The sequence below is a fragment of the Polaribacter litorisediminis genome (assembly GCF_019968605.1).
In the GTDB taxonomy this organism is placed as follows: Bacteria; Bacteroidota; Bacteroidia; order Flavobacteriales; family Flavobacteriaceae; genus Polaribacter; species Polaribacter litorisediminis.
Genome location: NZ_CP082966.1, coordinates 904,531 through 922,561, shown reverse-complemented (window position 1 = coordinate 922,561; position 18,031 = coordinate 904,531). Strand labels below are relative to the sequence as shown.

Genomic DNA, 18,031 nt, shown 5'->3' with positions numbered 1-18,031 from the left:
TGAAAATATTTTAGATTTTAAAAATAATGAAAAAAATCAGCATTACGAATTGTAATGCTGATTTATAATTAATTAAAAACGATATATTAAAATAGAAATTGAACTATTTTTTTTTAATGATCTGATGCTTCACCAGCTCCAGAAGGTATTCTAATACTTTCTACCATATCTTGAACATCTTGCGGTGGTGCTGCGGTTACTCTTGAAACTACAAAAGAAATTACAATATTTACACACATTGCTATGGTACCAAAACCTTCTGGTGATGTACCAAACCACCAATCTTCACTTGTACCGCCACCAAACATGTCTAATTTAAATTTCATCATGTAAAATAACATCAATGCAATACCGACAATCATACCAGAAACAGCACCTTTACTATTCATTCGCTTGTCAAAAATTCCTAAAATAATTGCAGGAAAAAATGAAGCTGCTGCCAAACCAAATGCTAATGCAACTACGGCAGCGACAAAACCTGGTGGATTAATACCAAAATATCCTGCTATTAAAATAGCGACAAAGATTGCTATTCTTGCTGCTCTTAATTCTCCTTTATCTGAAATGTCTGGCATCCATTGCTTTTTAATTAAATCGTGAGAAACCGAAGTTGAAATTACTAATAGCAACCCTGCTGCTGTAGACAAAGCTGCTGCAAGTCCACCTGCCGCAACCAATCCAATAACCCAATTTGGAAGGTTTGCAATCTCCGGATTTGCCAAGACCATTATATCTCTATCGACATATAATTCGTTTTTTTGAGATACACTTGCATTTGAAATCATACGCTCTCCATAGGTACCTCTCTCTTCGGTAAATACGGGTTTCTTGCCATCTAATGCATTTCCTGCAACATATTGAATTTTACCATCTCCATTTTTATCCGTCCAAGAAATTAGGCCTGTATCTTCCCAGTTTTTAAACCATTGAGGAATTTCTGAATATTCTTTTTCACTCACGGTTTCAATTAAATTGGTTCTAGAAAACACCGAGATTGCTGGAGCCGTTGTATATAAAATAGCAATTAAGAATAATGCATATCCTGCAGATTTACGTGCATCTTTTACTTTAGGTACGGTAAAGAAACGCACAATAACATGCGGTAAACCAGCAGTTCCTGTCATTAACGCTAATGTAATCGCAAAAACATCCCAAGTACTTTTTGTTCCGCTTGTGTATTCATTAAAACCTAACTGAGTATGCAGTGCATCTAATTTATCCAATAAAAAAGCGCCTCCTTCAACTTTACCTCCCATTCCGATTTGTGGAATGATATTTCCTGTCATTTGTAATGAAATGAAAAACGCAGGCACCATAAAAGCAAAAATTAAAACACAGTACTGCGCTACTTGTGTATAGGTGATTCCTTTCATCCCTCCTAATAAGGAAAAGATTAAAACAACCGTCATACCAATCAAAACTCCTAAATTGATATCTACTTGTAAAAATTGAGAAAAGACAATTCCTACTCCTCTCATTTGACCTGCAACATAGGTAAAAGAGACAATTAAAGCACAAAATACGGCTACTGTTCTTGCGGTGTTAGAGTAATACCGATCCCCAATAAAATCTGGTACTGTAAACTTACCGAACTTACGCAAATAAGGAGCTAAGAGTAATGCCAAAAGTACATATCCACCGGTCCAACCCATCAGGTAAACAGATCCATCATAGCCGGCAAAAGAGATAATCCCTGCCATACTAATAAAAGAAGCTGCGCTCATCCAATCGGCAGCTGTTGCCATACCATTTGCTAGTGGCGAAACCCCACCACCGGCAACATAAAATTCTTTCGTTGAGCCTGCTCTTGCCCAAATTGCAATTCCAAAATATAAGGCGAACGAAAGCCCTACTAATAACCATGTCCAAAATTGTACACTCATAATATTATATTTTTTAGTTTAGTTTTATTTAATTTAATTTAGTTGATGGTTACTCGTCGAAACCGTATTTTTTATCTAATTTGTTCATCAATCTGATGTATACGATAATAAGAATTACAAATGCATAAATGGATCCTTGTTGAGCAAACCAGAATCCCAGTTTAAAACCACCTAATCTAAATTCATTTAAAGCTTCTCTAAAAAGAATTCCACAGCCAAAAGATACTAAAAACCAGATTGAAAGTAAGATAACTAAATACTTAATGTTTTCTTTCCAATAAGCGGTTGCATGTTGTTGTTTATTGTCCATAATTATTTGTTTTTATAGGTAAATCATTGCTTGAAGTCCAATGATATTGGTATTTACATCTCCAAACTTTTCGTTTTTATATTCTAATGTTAATTTTGAATTATGCCCACTCATATATGCGTTAATCCCTAAAGCGAGCGTATTTCTTGAGTCATTTACAGCATCATAAGAATGATTTCCGTAGCTAACATAAGGTTGATATCTTGTTTTTAATAGATCTCCTTTAAATGCATACCCAACATGTGCATACATCATGTTTCCTGTTCCGTAAGCACTAAATCTGTAGTTTCTTCCATAATTATTACTTTGTAAAACACCATAAGCGGTTATTGCACTTCCGTCATCTCCTATGGGCGCGTCATAAAAAGCATCTACAGCAAACATCGATACATCTTCACCCACAAAATTAGGGGCCATATCGGTACCATTATTTATTACCGCTCCTTCTGGATGTAAGAAAAAACCTGCTCCTACATTAAAAACTTTCTTTCCGCCTAGGTAAGAACCAACTTTATAAGGTAAAAAATTAGATTCCTGGTCTAAAAAGTTGTAATCAAAATAACCTGCAAAAGTTTTCCCTGCGGCCTTTGAGCCTAATGTAGCACGACCATTATAAACAGCCGATCCACCGGCAACGGCAGTTCTACCATCTAAAGATGCTTGATTAGCATCATTAATAGCAACTCTGTACTGCAATTTACCAAACTTTCCTTTTGCAAATATCCCTAAGTGACGTGCAAACTGATCTGACAAACCAATGGTAGACCAAGCTTGTCGATAATTATCTAAAGTTAGCATGTTTAGTGTGCTTTGATTGTTTGCTCTAGAAATACCATTAAAATAATGTAATCCGGCACCTACTGTGTGGTCACTGCCTAAACTATACTGTAACCAAACGTCATGAAAGAAAAGTTGAGATCTTTCTCCAGTACCTATCGGCGTCATGTTGGCTGCTGTTAAACTATTCAGACCAAAATGGGTTAAAATTAGAAAATCCTTATTAATTTGTGCAAACATTAAAACACGAGCACGGCGTAAATTAAAATTTAAGGCGTTGTTTTCATTGCCGTTGCCATCAAAAGTTTGATCAGTGTTATAATTAGCTTGAACTTGAGCCCAAGAAATAATTCGGAGATATTTAGAGCCATCTTCGTTGAACTTGACTTTAAGACCGCCCGTATAGTCCGGAGAGCCTTGCGCATTAATCCATTGAAAGGAGACTAAAATGAGTCCTAGCAATAATAATTTTTGTTTTCTCATTGATTTAAAAGTTTAGTTAGTGAAACATTGATTTTGTGTGCATTGCTAAACTCTGAAAAAGAATTTGTTAAATAAAAATTAATATATTTTATTGTTAATTATATATACTAATCTTTAAAACGTTCCCATTTAATGAGCATAAACTTATCACCCAATTCTGTAACAACCACTCCTGCCCCTTTTAAATTTTCAGAATTACTAAAGTAAATCCCTAATTCTTTTGCATTTAAAATTTTATAAGTCGAATGGTATTTTGAATTATAAGGTCTTTTTATATTGTATTTCTTTACCCAATTCATAATGCTTACATGAGAAACCCCTAAAATTCTTTCGATCTCTCGGTAAGTCAATCCCTCTAAATATAATTGTAAAGATTTGTTTACATAATAGTCATCTATCTTTTTCCCCATCTTGTTTACTGTAAAAAAATAATTGCATTTTTTACATTTATAACGCTGCCTATTATTGACAACACCACTCTTAATGTACTCGCTCGAATTACAATTTGGACAAAAATCTATAGTCATGTATATTAATTTTGCATAAATATATTAATTTAGCATTATAAATACAAATATTCACCTTTATTCTATCCAAAATATACAGTATTCATTATTTTAGATCCTTTAAAACTTTATATGATAGCTTTATTTACTGATTACGGACTTATAATTTTCCTTTTTTTTGTGATTTCAATTCTATACTCTTCTGTAGGTTTTGGAGGCGGCTCCAGTTATTTGGCTATTTTAGCTTTTACCGGAATAGCTTTTTCGCAAATTAGAGCTACGGCATTATTATGTAATATTGTGGTTGTGATTGGGAATGTATATTTATTTTACAGACAAAAAGAACTCCGTTGGAAAAAAATAATCCCTATTGTTCTTTTTAGTGTTCCGTTTGCTTTTTTAGGTGGTTATTTAAAAATTAATCAGCAGTTATTTTTTATTCTTTTAGGTTTTACTTTATTATTTGCAGCCATTAGCATGTGGCTCTCTAAAAAAATAATTACTTCGGATGTAAAAATTAGCAAATCAAAACCTTTAAAAAATAGCCTTTATGGTAGTTTTATCGGTTTTATTTCTGGAATGGTGGGCATTGGAGGTGGTATTTTTTTATCACCTATATTACATTTGACCAATTGGGATACTCCTAAAAGAATAGCGGCTACGGCAAGTTTTTTTATTTTGGTTAATTCAATCTCAGGTTTATTGGGTCAGTATTCAAATCCTGATTTTTATATTGATTGGAATTTAACTTCCATTTTATTAATTACCGTTCTTATTGGCGGCCAAATAGGCAGTAGAATGAGCAACCGGTACTTTACCCCTATTCAGCTTAAAAAGACAACTGCTATTCTCATTGCTTTTGTGAGTTTACGGGTTTTGTGGAAAGCGGCCTTCTAGAAAAAATGATTTCAAACTTAAATCCATAAAAATTGTTTTGTAAAGAATGAAAAAATACCTTTGGAGTCAATTTTAAAAAAAATTAAAAAAAATGTTAGAAAACATCTTTACGCTCTTAATGTTAGTTTTATTGCAAGCAGTTCTTGGTTTTGACAACTTATTATACATTTCTTTAGAATCTAAAAAAGCACCGGAAATTGAACAAAAAAGAGTTCGTAAAGTTGGCATTTTAGTAGCCATTGTATTAAGAATTGTTTTATTATTCTTATTGGTTTCGATTATTGATTATTTTAAAGAACCTTTTTCGTTTTTAACTGGCGGAATAGACGAAGTTGTTGAATTTGCTTTTAACGGTCATAGTATTATTGTTCTTTTTGGAGGTGGATTTATTATTTACACAGCCATCAAAGAAATTTGGCATATGATTGCTACTCAAGATTTAGAAAATTCTAAAATGGTAGAAACAAGGGGGAAAAAATCTGCAAACGCAGCTATTGTAAGTATTGTGATTATGAATTTAGTTTTTTCTTTTGATTCTATTTTAGCGGCAATTGGTCTTACCAGTGAAATTGAAAACACGAATACTGCTTTTATAATTATGACTATAGCCATTGTAATCAGTGGTTTATTAATGTTATTTCTTGCTGATAACGTATCTTCTTTTTTGGCAAAAAACAGAATGTATGAGGTATTAGGGTTATTTATTCTTTTTATTGTTGGCATTATGTTAATTACAGAAGGCGGTCATTTAGCTCACATCAAGATTTTTGGAAACGAAATAGTACCAATGAGTAAAACTACTTTCTATTTTGTAATTGCTATTTTAATTATTGTTGATATTGTTCAAGGAAAGTATCAAAAAAACCTTCTTTTAAAAAAACAATAAAATCATTGTTTTTTAAAATTTTACAAGTTGCTTTTTTTAGAGAGAATTTAAAGCTGCTCTTGTTATAAAAGTTTTCAATGATAATCATGGAGCCTTTGAAGTAAAAACGGTTCAAGCAGGAATATGAACCGCTTCTCTAAAAGAGGACACAGTTATCTTAATGGATAAAAAAAGTAAAGGTATCTACAGTAATAATTACCGATAGAAAAACATCTAAGCGACTTGTGCTTGCAATAGATTTTGTTGTAATCCTGAAACAAAACAACACTCTTAAAAGATTAGAAATAATTATTTTTAACAGAATGTTTAATAATTTTAACATAATGTTAAACAATTAAATGCTATATTTGTAATGAAATTAGAGATGAATGAAATTATAAAAGTATTCTTCTAGAAATTTTTTCGTAACCATTCGAAATTATAATAAAAGAAGTTTTTTGGTTGATTGATTGAAACCACTGCAGTTGCAGTGGTTTCTTATTTTTATAAACTATCTTGAAATCTTTGAATAATAATATTGATGATTCTTTTATTCATTTCTGAAGTACTTGAATTATAAAAAAAATATTCATCCATTGAAAAATGCCCTAAAATACTACCTAAAATTATATTTCTAAATTGAATATCTTTTTCTAAAATAGCTTTTATCTTCAATTTCTTTTTCTCTTCAGAAACATTTAAAAAATCTATTTTTCTTTTCTGCAAGTAGCTTTCTAAAAATGCGATTAATAAATTGTGTTGCATTTTTATAATTGGGCGGATGGTTTTATTTTGAAACAATTCAAAATCAGACATATTATCCTTCATCAAATTTTTTAGTATTGGTCTTTCTTTAGTCATTATATAATAATTTATCTAATTCAAGTTGAAAATCATATTGTAAATCTTCATGCAATTTATCCATCGCTTTTTTAGCCATTCTAAGTTGTGTTTCAAAGATATTTTGTAACCGTGTACTTCGATGTATAGAAGGTTTAAAATCCCTTAACTTTTTACAGAAATACAATAGTAACTCAGCTTCTGTTTCTTTCTTTTTAGAATATCGAATGTATTTTTTGATGGATGTTAAAATTTTTCGGACACTTTTTCTAATGTAAAAAAAACTTTTGGTGTTTATTTCTTCAAACTGAAGATCTACTTCCTCTTTTATAATTTGAATATAATTTTCCTCGTCATGAGACTCAAATAATAAATACGTAAGTAACTCTTTATTCTCTTTCTTAAATCTAGCCAAATGCAAGCACAATTCTTTTAATTCAATGGAAGATTTGTGCGAGAGTTCATCTTTAAGCTGTTTTATGGTTACTGCTTTCAAGTTATGTATATTTAGAAAAACCTGTTACGCTTCTCTTGGTTTATAAAAATACGAAATTACGATTATCCTCGAGTTGTACCTTTAAAAAATAAGAACAACATCATAAATCTAAATTAGTATTCTAAAAAATGCCAAAATAAAATATCCCAATTACATTTGAGATGCAGCACAAAAATGAAGCCTTTTATCACCAAAGTACTTTATAAGCCAAGATGATGTATAAAAATATTTTTGAGAAACATCAAAAAAGAATTAAACATCAAACCTTTTGTTAGCACAAGCCCAAAGTTGATAAGGATAAAAGTTTGTATTACTGTAATAACCCTAGTACTTTTCAAAGTTTAAAACATCTACAAAAACAAACTTAATAGGTCTTAGGTTGAACATTTTTGCGCATGAAACCTATTCAATAAAAGATTGTCTTTCAATATATTGACATCTAAAATGCAAGAAAAAGTTCTCAGATTGTGCCCGAATAAACATCAATAAACGCGCTATTTTAATTCTCAAAAATCAACTCTCAAAAAAACCAGTCGTTCCTCCTACCCAAGTTTTATCTTTATTGTATTTTACTCCAACCATTTCACCTTTACTTAAACGAATTAAATTGCTTACAATTTCTGTCTTATTCGTTTTAGAATTGTGCAATAACATCATTCTAACTTCACATTTTGCAGGATTATCCATCGTTTCTACTACAGATGCATATGCTACTTTTTCTTGCAACAAATAGTTTGATTTGTTTGCGATGTCATCAATCATTTTACGGGTAACGTGAATCTGAACTCCTGCGCCAGCAAATGAATACAAAGGTTTTAAAACATAATTTTCTAAATCTTCTGGAATTGCTTCTAATTGATCTAAATAATAAGATTTTGGCACAAATTCTCCTTTTAGCAGAGGCATGGTGTATTTACTAATTCTGTAAAACCAATTCGGATGGCCAATCCAAGTTACATCAACTTCATCTAAAAAATCAAACTGTCTTTTTAAATCTGATCTTTGCTGTAATTCATCAAAAATAATACGATTGTAAATTTTTAAGATCTTAATTTCTTCTCCTTTATCATCTATATAAAAAAGTTCTTTTGCCTTTTTAATTACTTTAGAAATGCATAAAACTTTAATCCCCAATACCTTTTCAGTAACATAAAAATCGATTGCCGTTGCTTGTTTTTCTGGCTCTATTTCTAATAAAACAACCTGTTTCGGATCTGTATCTCCTACAATTTCTTGTTCTAATATATTTAAATATTCTTGGTTGGTCATCCCATTAAGATGCTGTGTATACTTCTCTGGTATGGCATCACCAAAATGTTTTCGATACATTTTACCGACAACATCTTGAAAAAAATATAGGGATGGAAAACCTTGTAACTCGATTAATTTGGGAGCTAAATCTCCATTTTCATCTTTACAAATTCCAAAATCTAATTGAATAAATTTTGCATTTTCATCTTCATTGGGTGTTTTTGTATCGGGCGTAAAAAAGGCACCTTCCGTAAGTTCTTTAAAATTTGGTTGATGAATCACCTCCATGATTTCTTTACAAGCAGCAACCAACTTATTTTTTAAGGCAGTAGGTACAAAAACAGGTGTTTCTGCAATTTTAAAAGGTGGTGTATGATTATACGTGTTGATAATATCATTCAGAAAATTTTTATATTTCTTTTCTGTAAACTGCTCATTATAAAACTGTCTGTCTTTTTGTATCATAAAAATTTAGGATAATAAAGGTTGTTTAACTTTATTGATAGCCTTTCTGATAAATTTTGGCAAAATAGTACTGTACGTCTTCGCTAATTTTTCAGGATCATCCATTCTATCCATCATTTGTTCATATACCTCTTCACCAAAACTATTGATAATTACTTTTTTATTTTCTTCTAAAGAAAAATAAACTTCCATACTTACAGGTTCTGCTTCTGGATGAAATTGAGTTCCTACAAATTCGTCAGAAAAACGAACCGCCATAATTGCACGCTCTAATTCTACGTGTGTTCGAATTCTTTCTATACTTAAAATGGTAGAGCCATGTTCTTTAAAAACTTCTAACCTCGGCTGTACCAATTGCCAATCTCTAGAATCTACTGCATAAAAAGGATCTTGCAAGCCTTCTAATAGCGGGTCATCTTGACCGCTTTTAGTCTTATGCATACGTAAAATGCCAAAAGAAGTACTTTTTCTTATTTTTACTTCGCCTAATTTAAGATAATCACAAATTACTTGAAATGAGTAACAAATAAAAAAAACTGACTTTTTAAGGTTTGAGTTTTTGTTATGAATCCAAAGGGTTTCCATTAACTCTAAATATGGTTTTCTCCAAGCACCTTCTTCTAAAGGACTTCCTGGGCCACCACTAGAAATATAAATATCAAACGAAGTATCTGGAATTTCATTTTTGTGCCTTATATCAAAAATTACAAAATCTACTTCTTCGTGAAACGTTTCAACAATTTCTCTGATACAACGCAAACCTTGGTTTGGCTTGTTGTTATTCATATCTAAAATTGCTACTTTCACTTTGTTTTTATCCATCAATATAAATCCTTAAACACCTAAAATGGTCTGTTCTGTAATATAATCTACTACTTTAGTTAAATCTTTTGTTTCTTCAAAAATCTTTAATTGTCGGTCTGCTCCTGTTCCGTTTTCTAACATTTTAAAGATATATTCAACCTCTTCTCTAGAGCCTAAATCATCTAAAACATCATCTACAAAATCTACAAATTCATGCATTAAAAGCTTGGTTTCAACTTCTTTTTCCAGACCAAAGTCAATCATTTTCCCTTCAATTCCATAACGTCCTGCTCGCCATTTATTCTCATTAATTAAAGCTCTATGATAATTCATAAAGTTTAAATTGTGCGTTCTTAACTTGTATAACTTTGCCACCAAAGCTTGAATTAAAGCAGCAATACAAATAGTTTCATCCACCGTTAATGGAACATCACAAATACGAACTTCTAACGTTGGAAAAACAGGATGGATACGAATGTCCCACCATATTTTCTTCGGATTATCGATACACCTTGTTTTTACCAAAAGATTTATATAATTTTCATATTGGGCATAGCTCTCAAAAATACCGGGAATTCCTGTTCTTGGAAACTTATCAAAAACTTTAGACCTAAAAGATTTAAACCCAGTATTTCTACCTTCCCAGAAAGGAGAATTTGTAGACAACGCATATAAATGAGGTAAAAAATAACGCATAGAATTTACCAAATGCATTGCCATATTTCTATCTTCCATGCCCACATGAACGTGCAAACCAAAGATTAAATTAGATCTTGCAATGTCTTGTAATTCATTTACAATCTCATCATAGCGAGGATTTGGGGTAATCATCTGCATTTCCCATTTAGAAAATGGATGGGTTCCTGCTGCTCCAATTTTATAACCTAAATCTCCAGCAATATTAGAAATTGATTTTCGAAGATGTGAAACTTGTTTTCTGGCATCCTGAATATCTTCACATATATTTGTACCAACTTCTACGACCGCTTGATGCATTTCGGCCTTCACCTGGTCGTTTAAAAACTTTTCAGCATTCGTGACAATATTTTGATCGTGAGACGTTAGTTCTCTCGTTACCGGATCTATTACCTGATACTCTTCTTCTATGCCTAATGTAAATTTCATAATGAAAAATGTTAAAGTTCTATGTGTTTCTATGAATGCTATCGCGCTACCTATAAACTATTAATAAGCCCTTGATTGCATTCTAAAAAGGCATAAATCTACTTTTTACTCGATTTTCTTTTCGTTGCCACTTTTTTAGCAGGTGCTTTTTTAGCAACAACTTTCTTTGCATCGGCTTTCTTACCAGCTGCTTTCTTTGTAGTCACTTTCTTTGCAGGAGCTTTCTCTGTAACTGGTGTTTTTGGCGCTATTTGGTCGGTTACAAAACTTCCCCAAGTAAGGTTCATTTGTCCTTTTTTGTATTGTTTTGCTTTTTCTATCGCCATGTTTGCAGCATTTTCTACAATCCACTCAAAATTATCTGCACCTACAGAATTAATATCTGCATCTGGTGCAGGATTACAAAAATCAATAGCATACGGAATACCATCTTTTACAGCAAATTCTACCGTATTAAAGTCATACCCCAACGCTTTATTTAAACGGATGCAATACTCATGCACCGTATCTAATATTTTCTGATCTACAGGATCGCCATCTAAAACATAACGCAAATGATGTGGATTTCTCGGCTCATATTGCATAATGTGCACGTTATCCGTTCCTAAAACATAACATCTAAAGTATTCTTTAAAGTCTATTTCTTCTTGTAACATCATAATTAAATGTTCAGTTTCGCCATGTTTTTGCCATAAATCCTCCGGGTTTTCAACTCTATAAACACTTTTCCAACCTCCACCATCGTGAGGTTTCATATAAGCAGGAAAACCAACAGTATCAAACATTTTATCCCAATTAAAAGGATATTTCATGTTTCTAAAAGAATTCTCATCGGTATCTGGAGGTCTTTGTGAAGAAGGCAAAATAAATGTTTTAGGCACTGGTACACCAACTTTTTCAGCCAATGCATTGTTGAAAAATTTTTCATCAGCACTCCACCAAAAAGGATTGTTAATTACGGCAGTTCCTGTAATTGCAGCATTTTTTAAATACGCTCTATAAAAAGGAACATCTTGCGAAATTCTATCAATAATCACCGCATATTCATCAGATTTTGCTTGCTCTACGGTATCAATTAAAACAGCTTCTGCTATCATATCTTTAATACCTTGCGCTTCAATTTTTTGATTTACTCTATCAATAAAAGCTTGAGGAAACGTGTTTTCTTGTCCAAATAAAATACCTATTTTTTTCATCTGTATATTTTTAAATTGTGAGTTGATTTATTTTTAAATTGTTGATACATAATGCGGAAACATTTGTCTCCAAATAGGCCAATCGTGTTCTGCCCATTTACGTTCATCAAACCAAAAAGGAATGTTTTTGTCTGATAATATTTTTGCCAACGTTTGGTTAGATTCTAAACAAATATCCCAATCACTAGTCCCTAAAATAATTTTCATATTCCAAAGTTCAGAATGATTACTTCCTGGTAAAAAATCTACTGGATTGTTGTAAAAAACATTGTCATCATAATATCCGTCTAAAAAAGATTTGATATCAAAAGCACCACTTAAACTAAACATATGACTTACTCTTTCTGGATGTTTAAAGGCAAAATTTGCCGCATGATACCCTCCAAAACTAACACCAGCAATCGCTACTTTTTGAATGCCTCTATCATGACAAATAGGATTTACAACTTCCTCTAAAATAAATTTATCATACCAAATATGGTTTTTTACACGATCTGCAGGATGCAGGTTCTTAGCATACCAACTAGCTTCGTTGATAGAATCCGGACAATAAATTTGCACCAAACCTTCTTCTAAAAACCATTTTGCAGATTCTATAAGTTTAAAATCTTTACACTCGTAAAAACGCCCGCTTGTTGTTGGGAATAAAATTAAAGGATACCCTGCATGCCCAAAAACCAACATTTCAATATCTTTATTTAATGTTGGCGAATACCATTTATGATAATCTTCTTTCAATAGATATGAATTAAATTAATTACAAAATTTGAAGATGCAAAATTACACTATTTCAAGAACTTAACTGAAATTTTTATCACTATTACTAATAATTTTTATCCGCATTTACATTATTATAAATTCCTTATTAATTGCCTCTTTTTTTTACATTTATAGAATAAATTTATAGTTTAAAAAAGTAATCTCTTAAAGGAATTAAGAAAGTATATTTTTAGGCTATTTATTTTTATTTTGAAATCTCTTTATACATAAATTTCATCGGGATAAGTAGATCAAGATTGCAAGCTATAAAAATAGCATTTAGTTGATTCAAAATAACTAAAATTTTCTAAACATCTAAAAACAGCTAAAGATTTTAAGGAATATTAGCTATATTTAAAACGAAAAGTGATTCTAAATAACTACACTAAAAACATCCTCGAAACCTTACTTCTGCTTTTCTTTTATCAATTTTAAGGTTAATTTATTAAACCTGATAAATAGCAATATGGAAGCTGTAGTTAAACCTGCCAATAAACCCAACCAAATACCAAAACTGCCATACATTTCTTCTTTTCCTAAAAAATAAGAAACAGGAAATCCGATGACCCAATAGGAAATAAAAGTAAGTATTGTAGGTATCTTAACATCTTGCAAACCACGCAATGCACCCAAAACAACAACCTGAATACTATCTGAAATTTGAAAAAATGCTGCCGCTAATAATAACTTAGAAGCAATAGATACTACTTCCATATTATCAACATAATTTTCAGTATCGTTTAAATCCATATAAATATTAGGCAAACTTTTATGAAAGATAAAAAAGATAGCCGCAAAGAAAACGGCAAGTAAAATTCCTAATAAAAAAATAGAGAAAGCAATTCTACGCAATTCTCTATAATTCTGCAAACCCTTTTGATTCGCAACTCTAATCATAGAAGCAACACTTAAACCCATGGCCACCATAAATGTCATGGAAGATAAATTCAATGCAATTTGATTGGCTGCCTGCGGATTTTTACCTAATAATCCGCTTAACCAAATTGCTGCGGTAAAAATAGCAACTTCAAAAAACATTTGCATCGCTGTTAAAGAACCCAGATTGATTATTTTTTTAATCATCAAACTATCTAACATAAAGAATTTTATGTTTTTTACAATTCTAGCCGAACGTTCTTTATAACGCAATAAAACCCAAAGATAAATTACCATAACAATGCGCGAGACCAAGGTTCCGTATGCGGCTCCGACAATTCCCATTTCAGGAAACCCCAATTTACCAAAAATTAAAATATAGTTTAAAACTACATTAATAATGTTTGCAAGCAACGTTGCATACATGGGGTATTTGGTCATCGACATGCCATCACTAAACTGTTTTATCGCCTGAAAAATAACCAACGGAATCAATGAAAAAGCCACCAAATCTAAATACGGAATTGCCAGTTCTACTACTTCTTTAGGTTGTTGCATTAAATACATTAATGGCTTTGAAAAAAAAATTAACAAGAATAATAGAATCCCCAAAGTTGTGCATAAAAACAAACCATGTTTGTAAGCAGATTTAGCTTGTTTTAAATTATCAGACGAATCTGCTTCTGCAATTAAAGGCGTAATTGCGGTAGAAAAACCGATACCAATAGACATGGCAATAAACATAAAACTGTTTCCTAAAGATACCGCGGCTAATTCTGCAGTTCCTAATTGCCCCACCATAATATTATCAACAAAACTCACAAAAGTATGCCCTAACATGCCTAACATTACTGGCGCTGCAAGTTTCCAATTGTACTTAAATTCTGAAGTGTATTGAGAGATATTCAAATTTAAATGATTTTCAGGCTGCGAAGATACAATTTCAAGAGAAACCCCTCTACATCGTCTAATGGTGTTTTTTTTAATAATTCTAACAACGTTCGTTTGAAATCTACCATTTTAAACCCATAAAATTCAATAAAAAATATTACTTTTGATGACCTAAAAAACTTGTAAAAATGGCAAATATCACTTTAAAAGGAAATAGTATAAACACTCTTGGAAACTTACCGGAAGTTGGAACGAAAGCTCCAGATTTCTCATTAACTGCAGTAGATTTATCACATAAAAGCTTATCTGATTTTGCAGGAAAAAACGTTATTTTAAACATTTTTCCGAGTGTAGACACTGGTACTTGTGCTATGTCTGTAAGAGAATTTAATAAAAATGCATCTGAATTAAAAAACACGGTTGTTTTGTGTATTTCTAAAGATTTACCTTTTGCACAAGCTCGTTTTTGCGCTGCAGAAGGACTGGACAATGTGGTGATGCTATCAGATTTTGCTACCGGACAATTTGGTAAAGATTATGAACTAGAGATTACAAACGGACCTCTAGCCCATCTGCACTCAAGAGCTATTATTATACTGAATGAAAATGGTGAAGTTACGTATACCGAACAAGTTCCTGAAATTGCTGATGAACCAAATTACGAGGCAGCTTTAAAGGTAATTTAACATGAAAAATCCTAAAGATGGTTTTATTCGAGGTAGAATTCGAAGTCTAAAGTTTGCCTTGAGAGGTATGTGGATTTTAATGACTACTGAAGATAGTATTAAGGCACAACTTTTTTTTGCACTTATAGCTAGCATCATGGGGTTTTATTTTGATATTTCTGCTACAGAATGGTCTATTCAGATTTTAGTAATTGGTTTGGTTTTGGTTGCTGAAGCCGCTAATTCTGCAGTAGAAGAAGTAGCCGATTTTATTCATCCAGAGTATCATAAAAAAATAGGATTAATTAAAGATATTGCTGCAGGTGCGCCAAGTTTTGCCGCAATTATTTCTTTAATCATTGCTGGTATTATATACATTCCTAAAATAGCTTTGTTATTTTAAGTAAAAATGTATATTCACTAAACAAAATAGACTTTAATTTTTAATGGCTACGAAGAAACAAACCCCAAAAAAAATAACCGCTCCTAAAGAAAAAAAATCGATTGATTTTTCTTTTTTGAAAACAAGACAAGCACAAACCATTTTCGGTTTCTTCTTAATATTGTTTTCACTTTTCTTATGCATTGCTTTTATTTCATTTTTCTTTAGCTGGAAAGAAGACCAAAGTGGTTTACATAAATTAGCGGATAAAACGATTAAAAGTAAAAATTTATTGGGTAAAATAGGCGCGAGTTTAAGTCATTTTTTTATTTACAAAGGTTTTGGTTTAGCTGCTTTTACTGTTGCGTTTCAGTTTTTTTTATCCGGATTTTATATTTTGTTTAAAAGAAAGTTTTCTAAAATTATTATTTCTTGGAATTGGGGATTACTCTCTATGTTATGGATTTCTGTTTCTCTAGGGTTTTTAAATCAAAAATATGCACTTTTATCTGGTGTCATCGGTTTTGAAGTCAATAACTATGTACAAACTTTTATCGGTAAAACAGGTCTTGCCATTGTTTTGATATTCTTATTAATTGCATACATAATCGTTCGTCATAAAGTTACTTTAGATGCTTTTATTGAAAAAATGAAGCAGAGAAAAATAGAGCGTGAAGCTAGACAAGCAAGAGAATTGGCCGAAATAAAAAATGCCCCTCAAGAAAAAACTCCTCAAGAAATTAAACCGATTAAGGAAAAGCAGGAGGTTATTTCGAAAGACATTTCGAAAGACACCAAAGAAAAATCTGAATTCGAACTATCCGTAGAAAATTTAAAACCTACAATTTCTAAACATTCTGATTCTTCAAAAGAAAAAGAAGAAATTACTTTAAAAGTTGAAAGAAAAGCTACTCCAGAATTACAGATTGAAGAAACGGTAGCAGACATAAATGACGTGGGCATTGATATAGCTATTGCTAGAGAAGAAGAACATTCTACAGAAAACTTGTCTGATAAAATCTTAAAAGATTTTGGTGAATTCGATCCTACGTTAGAGTTATCAAACTTTCGTTTTCCTACCTTTAATTTATTAAAACAATACAACGAAAGTATTTCTATTGATCCTGAAGAGTTAGAAGCCAATAAAAACAGAATTGTAGAAACCTTAAAGAATTATAAAATTGGTATTGCTGAAATAAAAGCAACCGTTGGCCCAACAATTACTTTATATGAAATTGTACCAGAAGCCGGAATTAGAATTTCAAAAATAAAAAATTTAGAAGATGATATTGCGTTGTCTTTATCTGCGTTAGGCATCAGAATTATTGCACCAATTCCTGGAAAAGGAACTATTGGTATTGAAGTTCCTAATAAAAAATCTACGATTGTTTCTATGCATTCTGCGATTGCTTCCAAGAGGTTTCAAGAATCTCAAATGGAATTGCCAATTGCACTAGGAAAAACAATTTCTAACGAAACATTTGTAGTAGACTTGGCTAAAATGCCCCACTTATTAATGGCGGGTGCCACTGGTCAAGGAAAATCTGTTGGTTTAAATGCAGTATTAACATCACTTTTGTATAAAAAACATCCTGCAGAAGTGAAGTTTATTTTGGTCGATCCGAAGAAAGTAGAATTAACTTTATTCAATAAAATTGAACGTCATTATCTAGCAAAGTTGCCTGGTGAAGATGAAGCTATTATTACCGATACAACCAAAGTTGTGCATACTTTAAACTCTTTGTGTATAGAAATGGATAATCGGTATGATTTGTTAAAAAACGCCATGGTTCGTAACATTAAAGAATATAATGTAAAATTTAAGCAGCGCAAATTGAATCCGAATGATGGACATCAATTTTTACCTTACATTGTTTTGGTGATTGATGAATTTGCCGACCTAATTATGACTGCAGGTAAAGAAGTAGAAACGCCAATTGCTCGTTTAGCGCAGTTGGCAAGGGCCATAGGAATTCATTTAATAGTAGCAACACAAAGACCCTCTGTTAATGTAATTACAGGAATTATTAAGGCGAATTTTCCTGCCAGAATTGCCTTTAGAGTTACTTCTAAAATAGACTCTAGAACTATTTTAGACGCAGGTGGTGCCGATCAATTAATTGGTCGTGGAGATTTATTATACACCAACGGAAATGAGATTAAACGAATTCAGTGTGCTTTTGTAGACACCCCTGAAGTTGAAAAAATTACGGATTTTATAGGTTCTCAAAAAGCCTATGCAGATGCTTATTTATTGCCAGAATATATCGATGATGAAAATGGCACAAGTATTGATGTTGATATTGCAGATAGAGACAAATTGTTTAAAGAAGCTGCAGAAATTATCGTGATAGCGCAACAGGGTTCTGCCTCTTTATTACAAAGAAAATTAAAATTAGGGTATAATAGAGCCGGAAGATTAATTGACCAATTAGAAGCAGCAGGTATTGTTGGCGGATTTGAAGGTAGTAAAGCAAGACAAGTTTTAGTGGCAGATTTTATTGCCTTAGAGCAATTATTAGAAAACGAAAAACAACAATAACTTTCTATTAAACACAGA

The 18,031-nt window shown here is 31.7% G+C and carries 17 protein-coding genes and 1 pseudogene; 5 read left to right on the top strand and 13 right to left on the bottom strand.

The genetic code is table 11. The annotated features are described in order from the left end of the window. Positions 1–113: 113 nt before the first annotated feature. The 5 genes and pseudogenes from K8354_RS04020 to K8354_RS18895 form a co-directional block, all read right to left on the bottom strand. Positions 114–1,883, bottom strand: a complete 1,770-nt coding sequence (locus K8354_RS04020) for a sodium:solute symporter family protein (protein ID WP_223445568.1) — start codon at positions 1,881–1,883, stop codon at positions 114–116. A gap of 49 nt (positions 1,884–1,932) precedes the next feature. Continuing rightward, on the bottom strand, positions 1,933–2,193 hold the full coding sequence (locus tag K8354_RS04015; RefSeq protein ID WP_223445566.1) for a DUF4212 domain-containing protein: 261 nt from the start codon (positions 2,191–2,193) through the stop codon (positions 1,933–1,935). Between the two features lie 12 nt (positions 2,194–2,205). Further along, positions 2,206–3,453, bottom strand: coding sequence for a hypothetical protein (locus tag K8354_RS04010; protein ID WP_223445564.1), 1,248 nt, complete (start codon positions 3,451–3,453; stop codon positions 2,206–2,208). Positions 3,454–3,560: 107 nt separating this feature from the next. Then, a complete protein-coding gene (locus K8354_RS04005) occupies positions 3,561–3,863 on the bottom strand; it encodes a terminase gpP N-terminus-related DNA-binding protein (protein ID WP_223445562.1) in 303 nt (100 codons plus the stop codon). A gap of 21 nt (positions 3,864–3,884) precedes the next feature. Beyond that, positions 3,885–3,980, bottom strand: a pseudogene (locus tag K8354_RS18895) (transposase-like zinc-binding domain-containing protein); the annotation flags it as partial. A 111-nt stretch (positions 3,981–4,091) separates the two neighbouring features. Here K8354_RS18895 and K8354_RS04000 point away from each other — a divergent pair. Together K8354_RS04000 and K8354_RS03995 are read left to right on the top strand one after the other, a co-directional pair. Next, entirely contained in the window at positions 4,092–4,856 is a 765-nt protein-coding gene (locus K8354_RS04000) for a sulfite exporter TauE/SafE family protein (protein ID WP_223445560.1), read from the top strand. Between the two features lie 91 nt (positions 4,857–4,947). Then, entirely contained in the window at positions 4,948–5,742 is a 795-nt protein-coding gene (locus K8354_RS03995) for a TerC family protein (protein WP_223445558.1), read from the top strand. Positions 5,743–6,225: 483 nt separating this feature from the next. Here the strand turns inward: K8354_RS03995 and K8354_RS03990 are convergent, their stop codons facing one another. The 8 genes from K8354_RS03990 to K8354_RS03955 all read right to left on the bottom strand — a co-directional run bounded on the left by K8354_RS03990 (position 6,226) and on the right by K8354_RS03955 (position 14,442). Then, positions 6,226–6,582, bottom strand: coding sequence for a glyoxalase (locus tag K8354_RS03990; protein WP_223445556.1), 357 nt, complete (start codon positions 6,580–6,582; stop codon positions 6,226–6,228). Beyond that, entirely contained in the window at positions 6,575–7,057 is a 483-nt protein-coding gene (locus K8354_RS03985) for a hypothetical protein (protein WP_223445554.1), read from the bottom strand. Before K8354_RS03985 ends, K8354_RS03990 begins: the two co-directional genes overlap by 8 nt. Positions 7,058–7,570: 513 nt before the next feature. Continuing rightward, positions 7,571–8,773: a hypothetical protein gene (locus K8354_RS03980; RefSeq protein WP_223445552.1), complete on the bottom strand. Its 1,203-nt coding sequence runs from the start codon at positions 8,771–8,773 to the stop codon at positions 7,571–7,573. Positions 8,774–8,779: 6 nt separating this feature from the next. Next, the gene (locus K8354_RS03975) at positions 8,780–9,595 is read right to left on the bottom strand and encodes a type 1 glutamine amidotransferase (RefSeq protein WP_223445550.1); all 816 of its coding nucleotides are present in this window, start codon (positions 9,593–9,595) and stop codon (positions 8,780–8,782) included. 12 nt (positions 9,596–9,607) lie between these two features. Then, positions 9,608–10,702, bottom strand: coding sequence for a carboxylate-amine ligase (locus tag K8354_RS03970; RefSeq protein ID WP_223445548.1), 1,095 nt, complete (start codon positions 10,700–10,702; stop codon positions 9,608–9,610). A 98-nt stretch (positions 10,703–10,800) separates the two neighbouring features. Continuing rightward, on the bottom strand, positions 10,801–11,898 hold the full coding sequence (locus K8354_RS03965) for an ATP-grasp domain-containing protein (RefSeq protein WP_223445546.1): 1,098 nt from the start codon (positions 11,896–11,898) through the stop codon (positions 10,801–10,803). 33 nt (positions 11,899–11,931) lie between these two features. Next, positions 11,932–12,636, bottom strand: a complete 705-nt coding sequence (locus tag K8354_RS03960; RefSeq protein WP_223445544.1) for an esterase family protein — start codon at positions 12,634–12,636, stop codon at positions 11,932–11,934. A gap of 426 nt (positions 12,637–13,062) precedes the next feature. After that, the gene (locus tag K8354_RS03955; RefSeq protein WP_223445542.1) at positions 13,063–14,442 is read right to left on the bottom strand and encodes an MATE family efflux transporter; all 1,380 of its coding nucleotides are present in this window, start codon (positions 14,440–14,442) and stop codon (positions 13,063–13,065) included. A 170-nt stretch (positions 14,443–14,612) separates the two neighbouring features. Between K8354_RS03955 and tpx the strand changes: the two genes are divergently transcribed. From tpx to K8354_RS03940, 3 genes are read left to right on the top strand one after another with little or no spacing between them, the layout of a single operon-like run. After that, a complete protein-coding gene (tpx, locus tag K8354_RS03950; RefSeq protein ID WP_223445540.1) occupies positions 14,613–15,110 on the top strand; it encodes a thiol peroxidase in 498 nt (165 codons plus the stop codon). 1 nt (position 15,111) lies between these two features. Further along, complete coding sequence (locus K8354_RS03945) at positions 15,112–15,492, top strand: diacylglycerol kinase family protein (protein WP_223445538.1); 381 nt, start codon at positions 15,112–15,114, stop codon at positions 15,490–15,492. A gap of 43 nt (positions 15,493–15,535) precedes the next feature. After that, the gene (locus K8354_RS03940) at positions 15,536–18,013 is read left to right on the top strand and encodes an FtsK/SpoIIIE family DNA translocase (RefSeq protein ID WP_223445536.1); all 2,478 of its coding nucleotides are present in this window, start codon (positions 15,536–15,538) and stop codon (positions 18,011–18,013) included. Positions 18,014–18,031 lie beyond the last annotated feature (18 nt).

What these genes read in the sequence shown, in the direction of transcription:
- K8354_RS04020 (WP_223445568.1), bottom strand. Translation starts at nt 1,883, where the DNA reads ATGAGTGTACAATTTTGGACATGGTTATTAGTAGGGCTTTCGTTCGCC.
- K8354_RS04015 (WP_223445566.1), bottom strand. Translation starts at nt 2,193, where the DNA reads ATGGACAATAAACAACAACATGCAACCGCTTATTGGAAAGAAAACATT.
- K8354_RS04010 (WP_223445564.1), bottom strand. Translation starts at nt 3,453, where the DNA reads ATGAGAAAACAAAAATTATTATTGCTAGGACTCATTTTAGTCTCCTTT.
- K8354_RS04005 (WP_223445562.1), bottom strand. Translation starts at nt 3,863, where the DNA reads ATGGGGAAAAAGATAGATGACTATTATGTAAACAAATCTTTACAATTA.
- K8354_RS04000 (WP_223445560.1), top strand. Translation starts at nt 4,092, where the DNA reads ATGATAGCTTTATTTACTGATTACGGACTTATAATTTTCCTTTTTTTT.
- K8354_RS03995 (WP_223445558.1), top strand. Translation starts at nt 4,948, where the DNA reads ATGTTAGAAAACATCTTTACGCTCTTAATGTTAGTTTTATTGCAAGCA.
- K8354_RS03990 (WP_223445556.1), bottom strand. Translation starts at nt 6,582, where the DNA reads ATGACTAAAGAAAGACCAATACTAAAAAATTTGATGAAGGATAATATG.
- K8354_RS03980 (WP_223445552.1), bottom strand. Translation starts at nt 8,773, where the DNA reads ATGATACAAAAAGACAGACAGTTTTATAATGAGCAGTTTACAGAAAAG.
- K8354_RS03975 (WP_223445550.1), bottom strand. Translation starts at nt 9,595, where the DNA reads ATGGATAAAAACAAAGTGAAAGTAGCAATTTTAGATATGAATAACAAC.
- K8354_RS03970 (WP_223445548.1), bottom strand. Translation starts at nt 10,702, where the DNA reads ATGAAATTTACATTAGGCATAGAAGAAGAGTATCAGGTAATAGATCCG.
- K8354_RS03965 (WP_223445546.1), bottom strand. Translation starts at nt 11,898, where the DNA reads ATGAAAAAAATAGGTATTTTATTTGGACAAGAAAACACGTTTCCTCAA.
- tpx (WP_223445540.1), top strand. Translation starts at nt 14,613, where the DNA reads ATGGCAAATATCACTTTAAAAGGAAATAGTATAAACACTCTTGGAAAC.
- K8354_RS03945 (WP_223445538.1), top strand. Translation starts at nt 15,112, where the DNA reads ATGAAAAATCCTAAAGATGGTTTTATTCGAGGTAGAATTCGAAGTCTA.
- K8354_RS03940 (WP_223445536.1), top strand. Translation starts at nt 15,536, where the DNA reads ATGGCTACGAAGAAACAAACCCCAAAAAAAATAACCGCTCCTAAAGAA.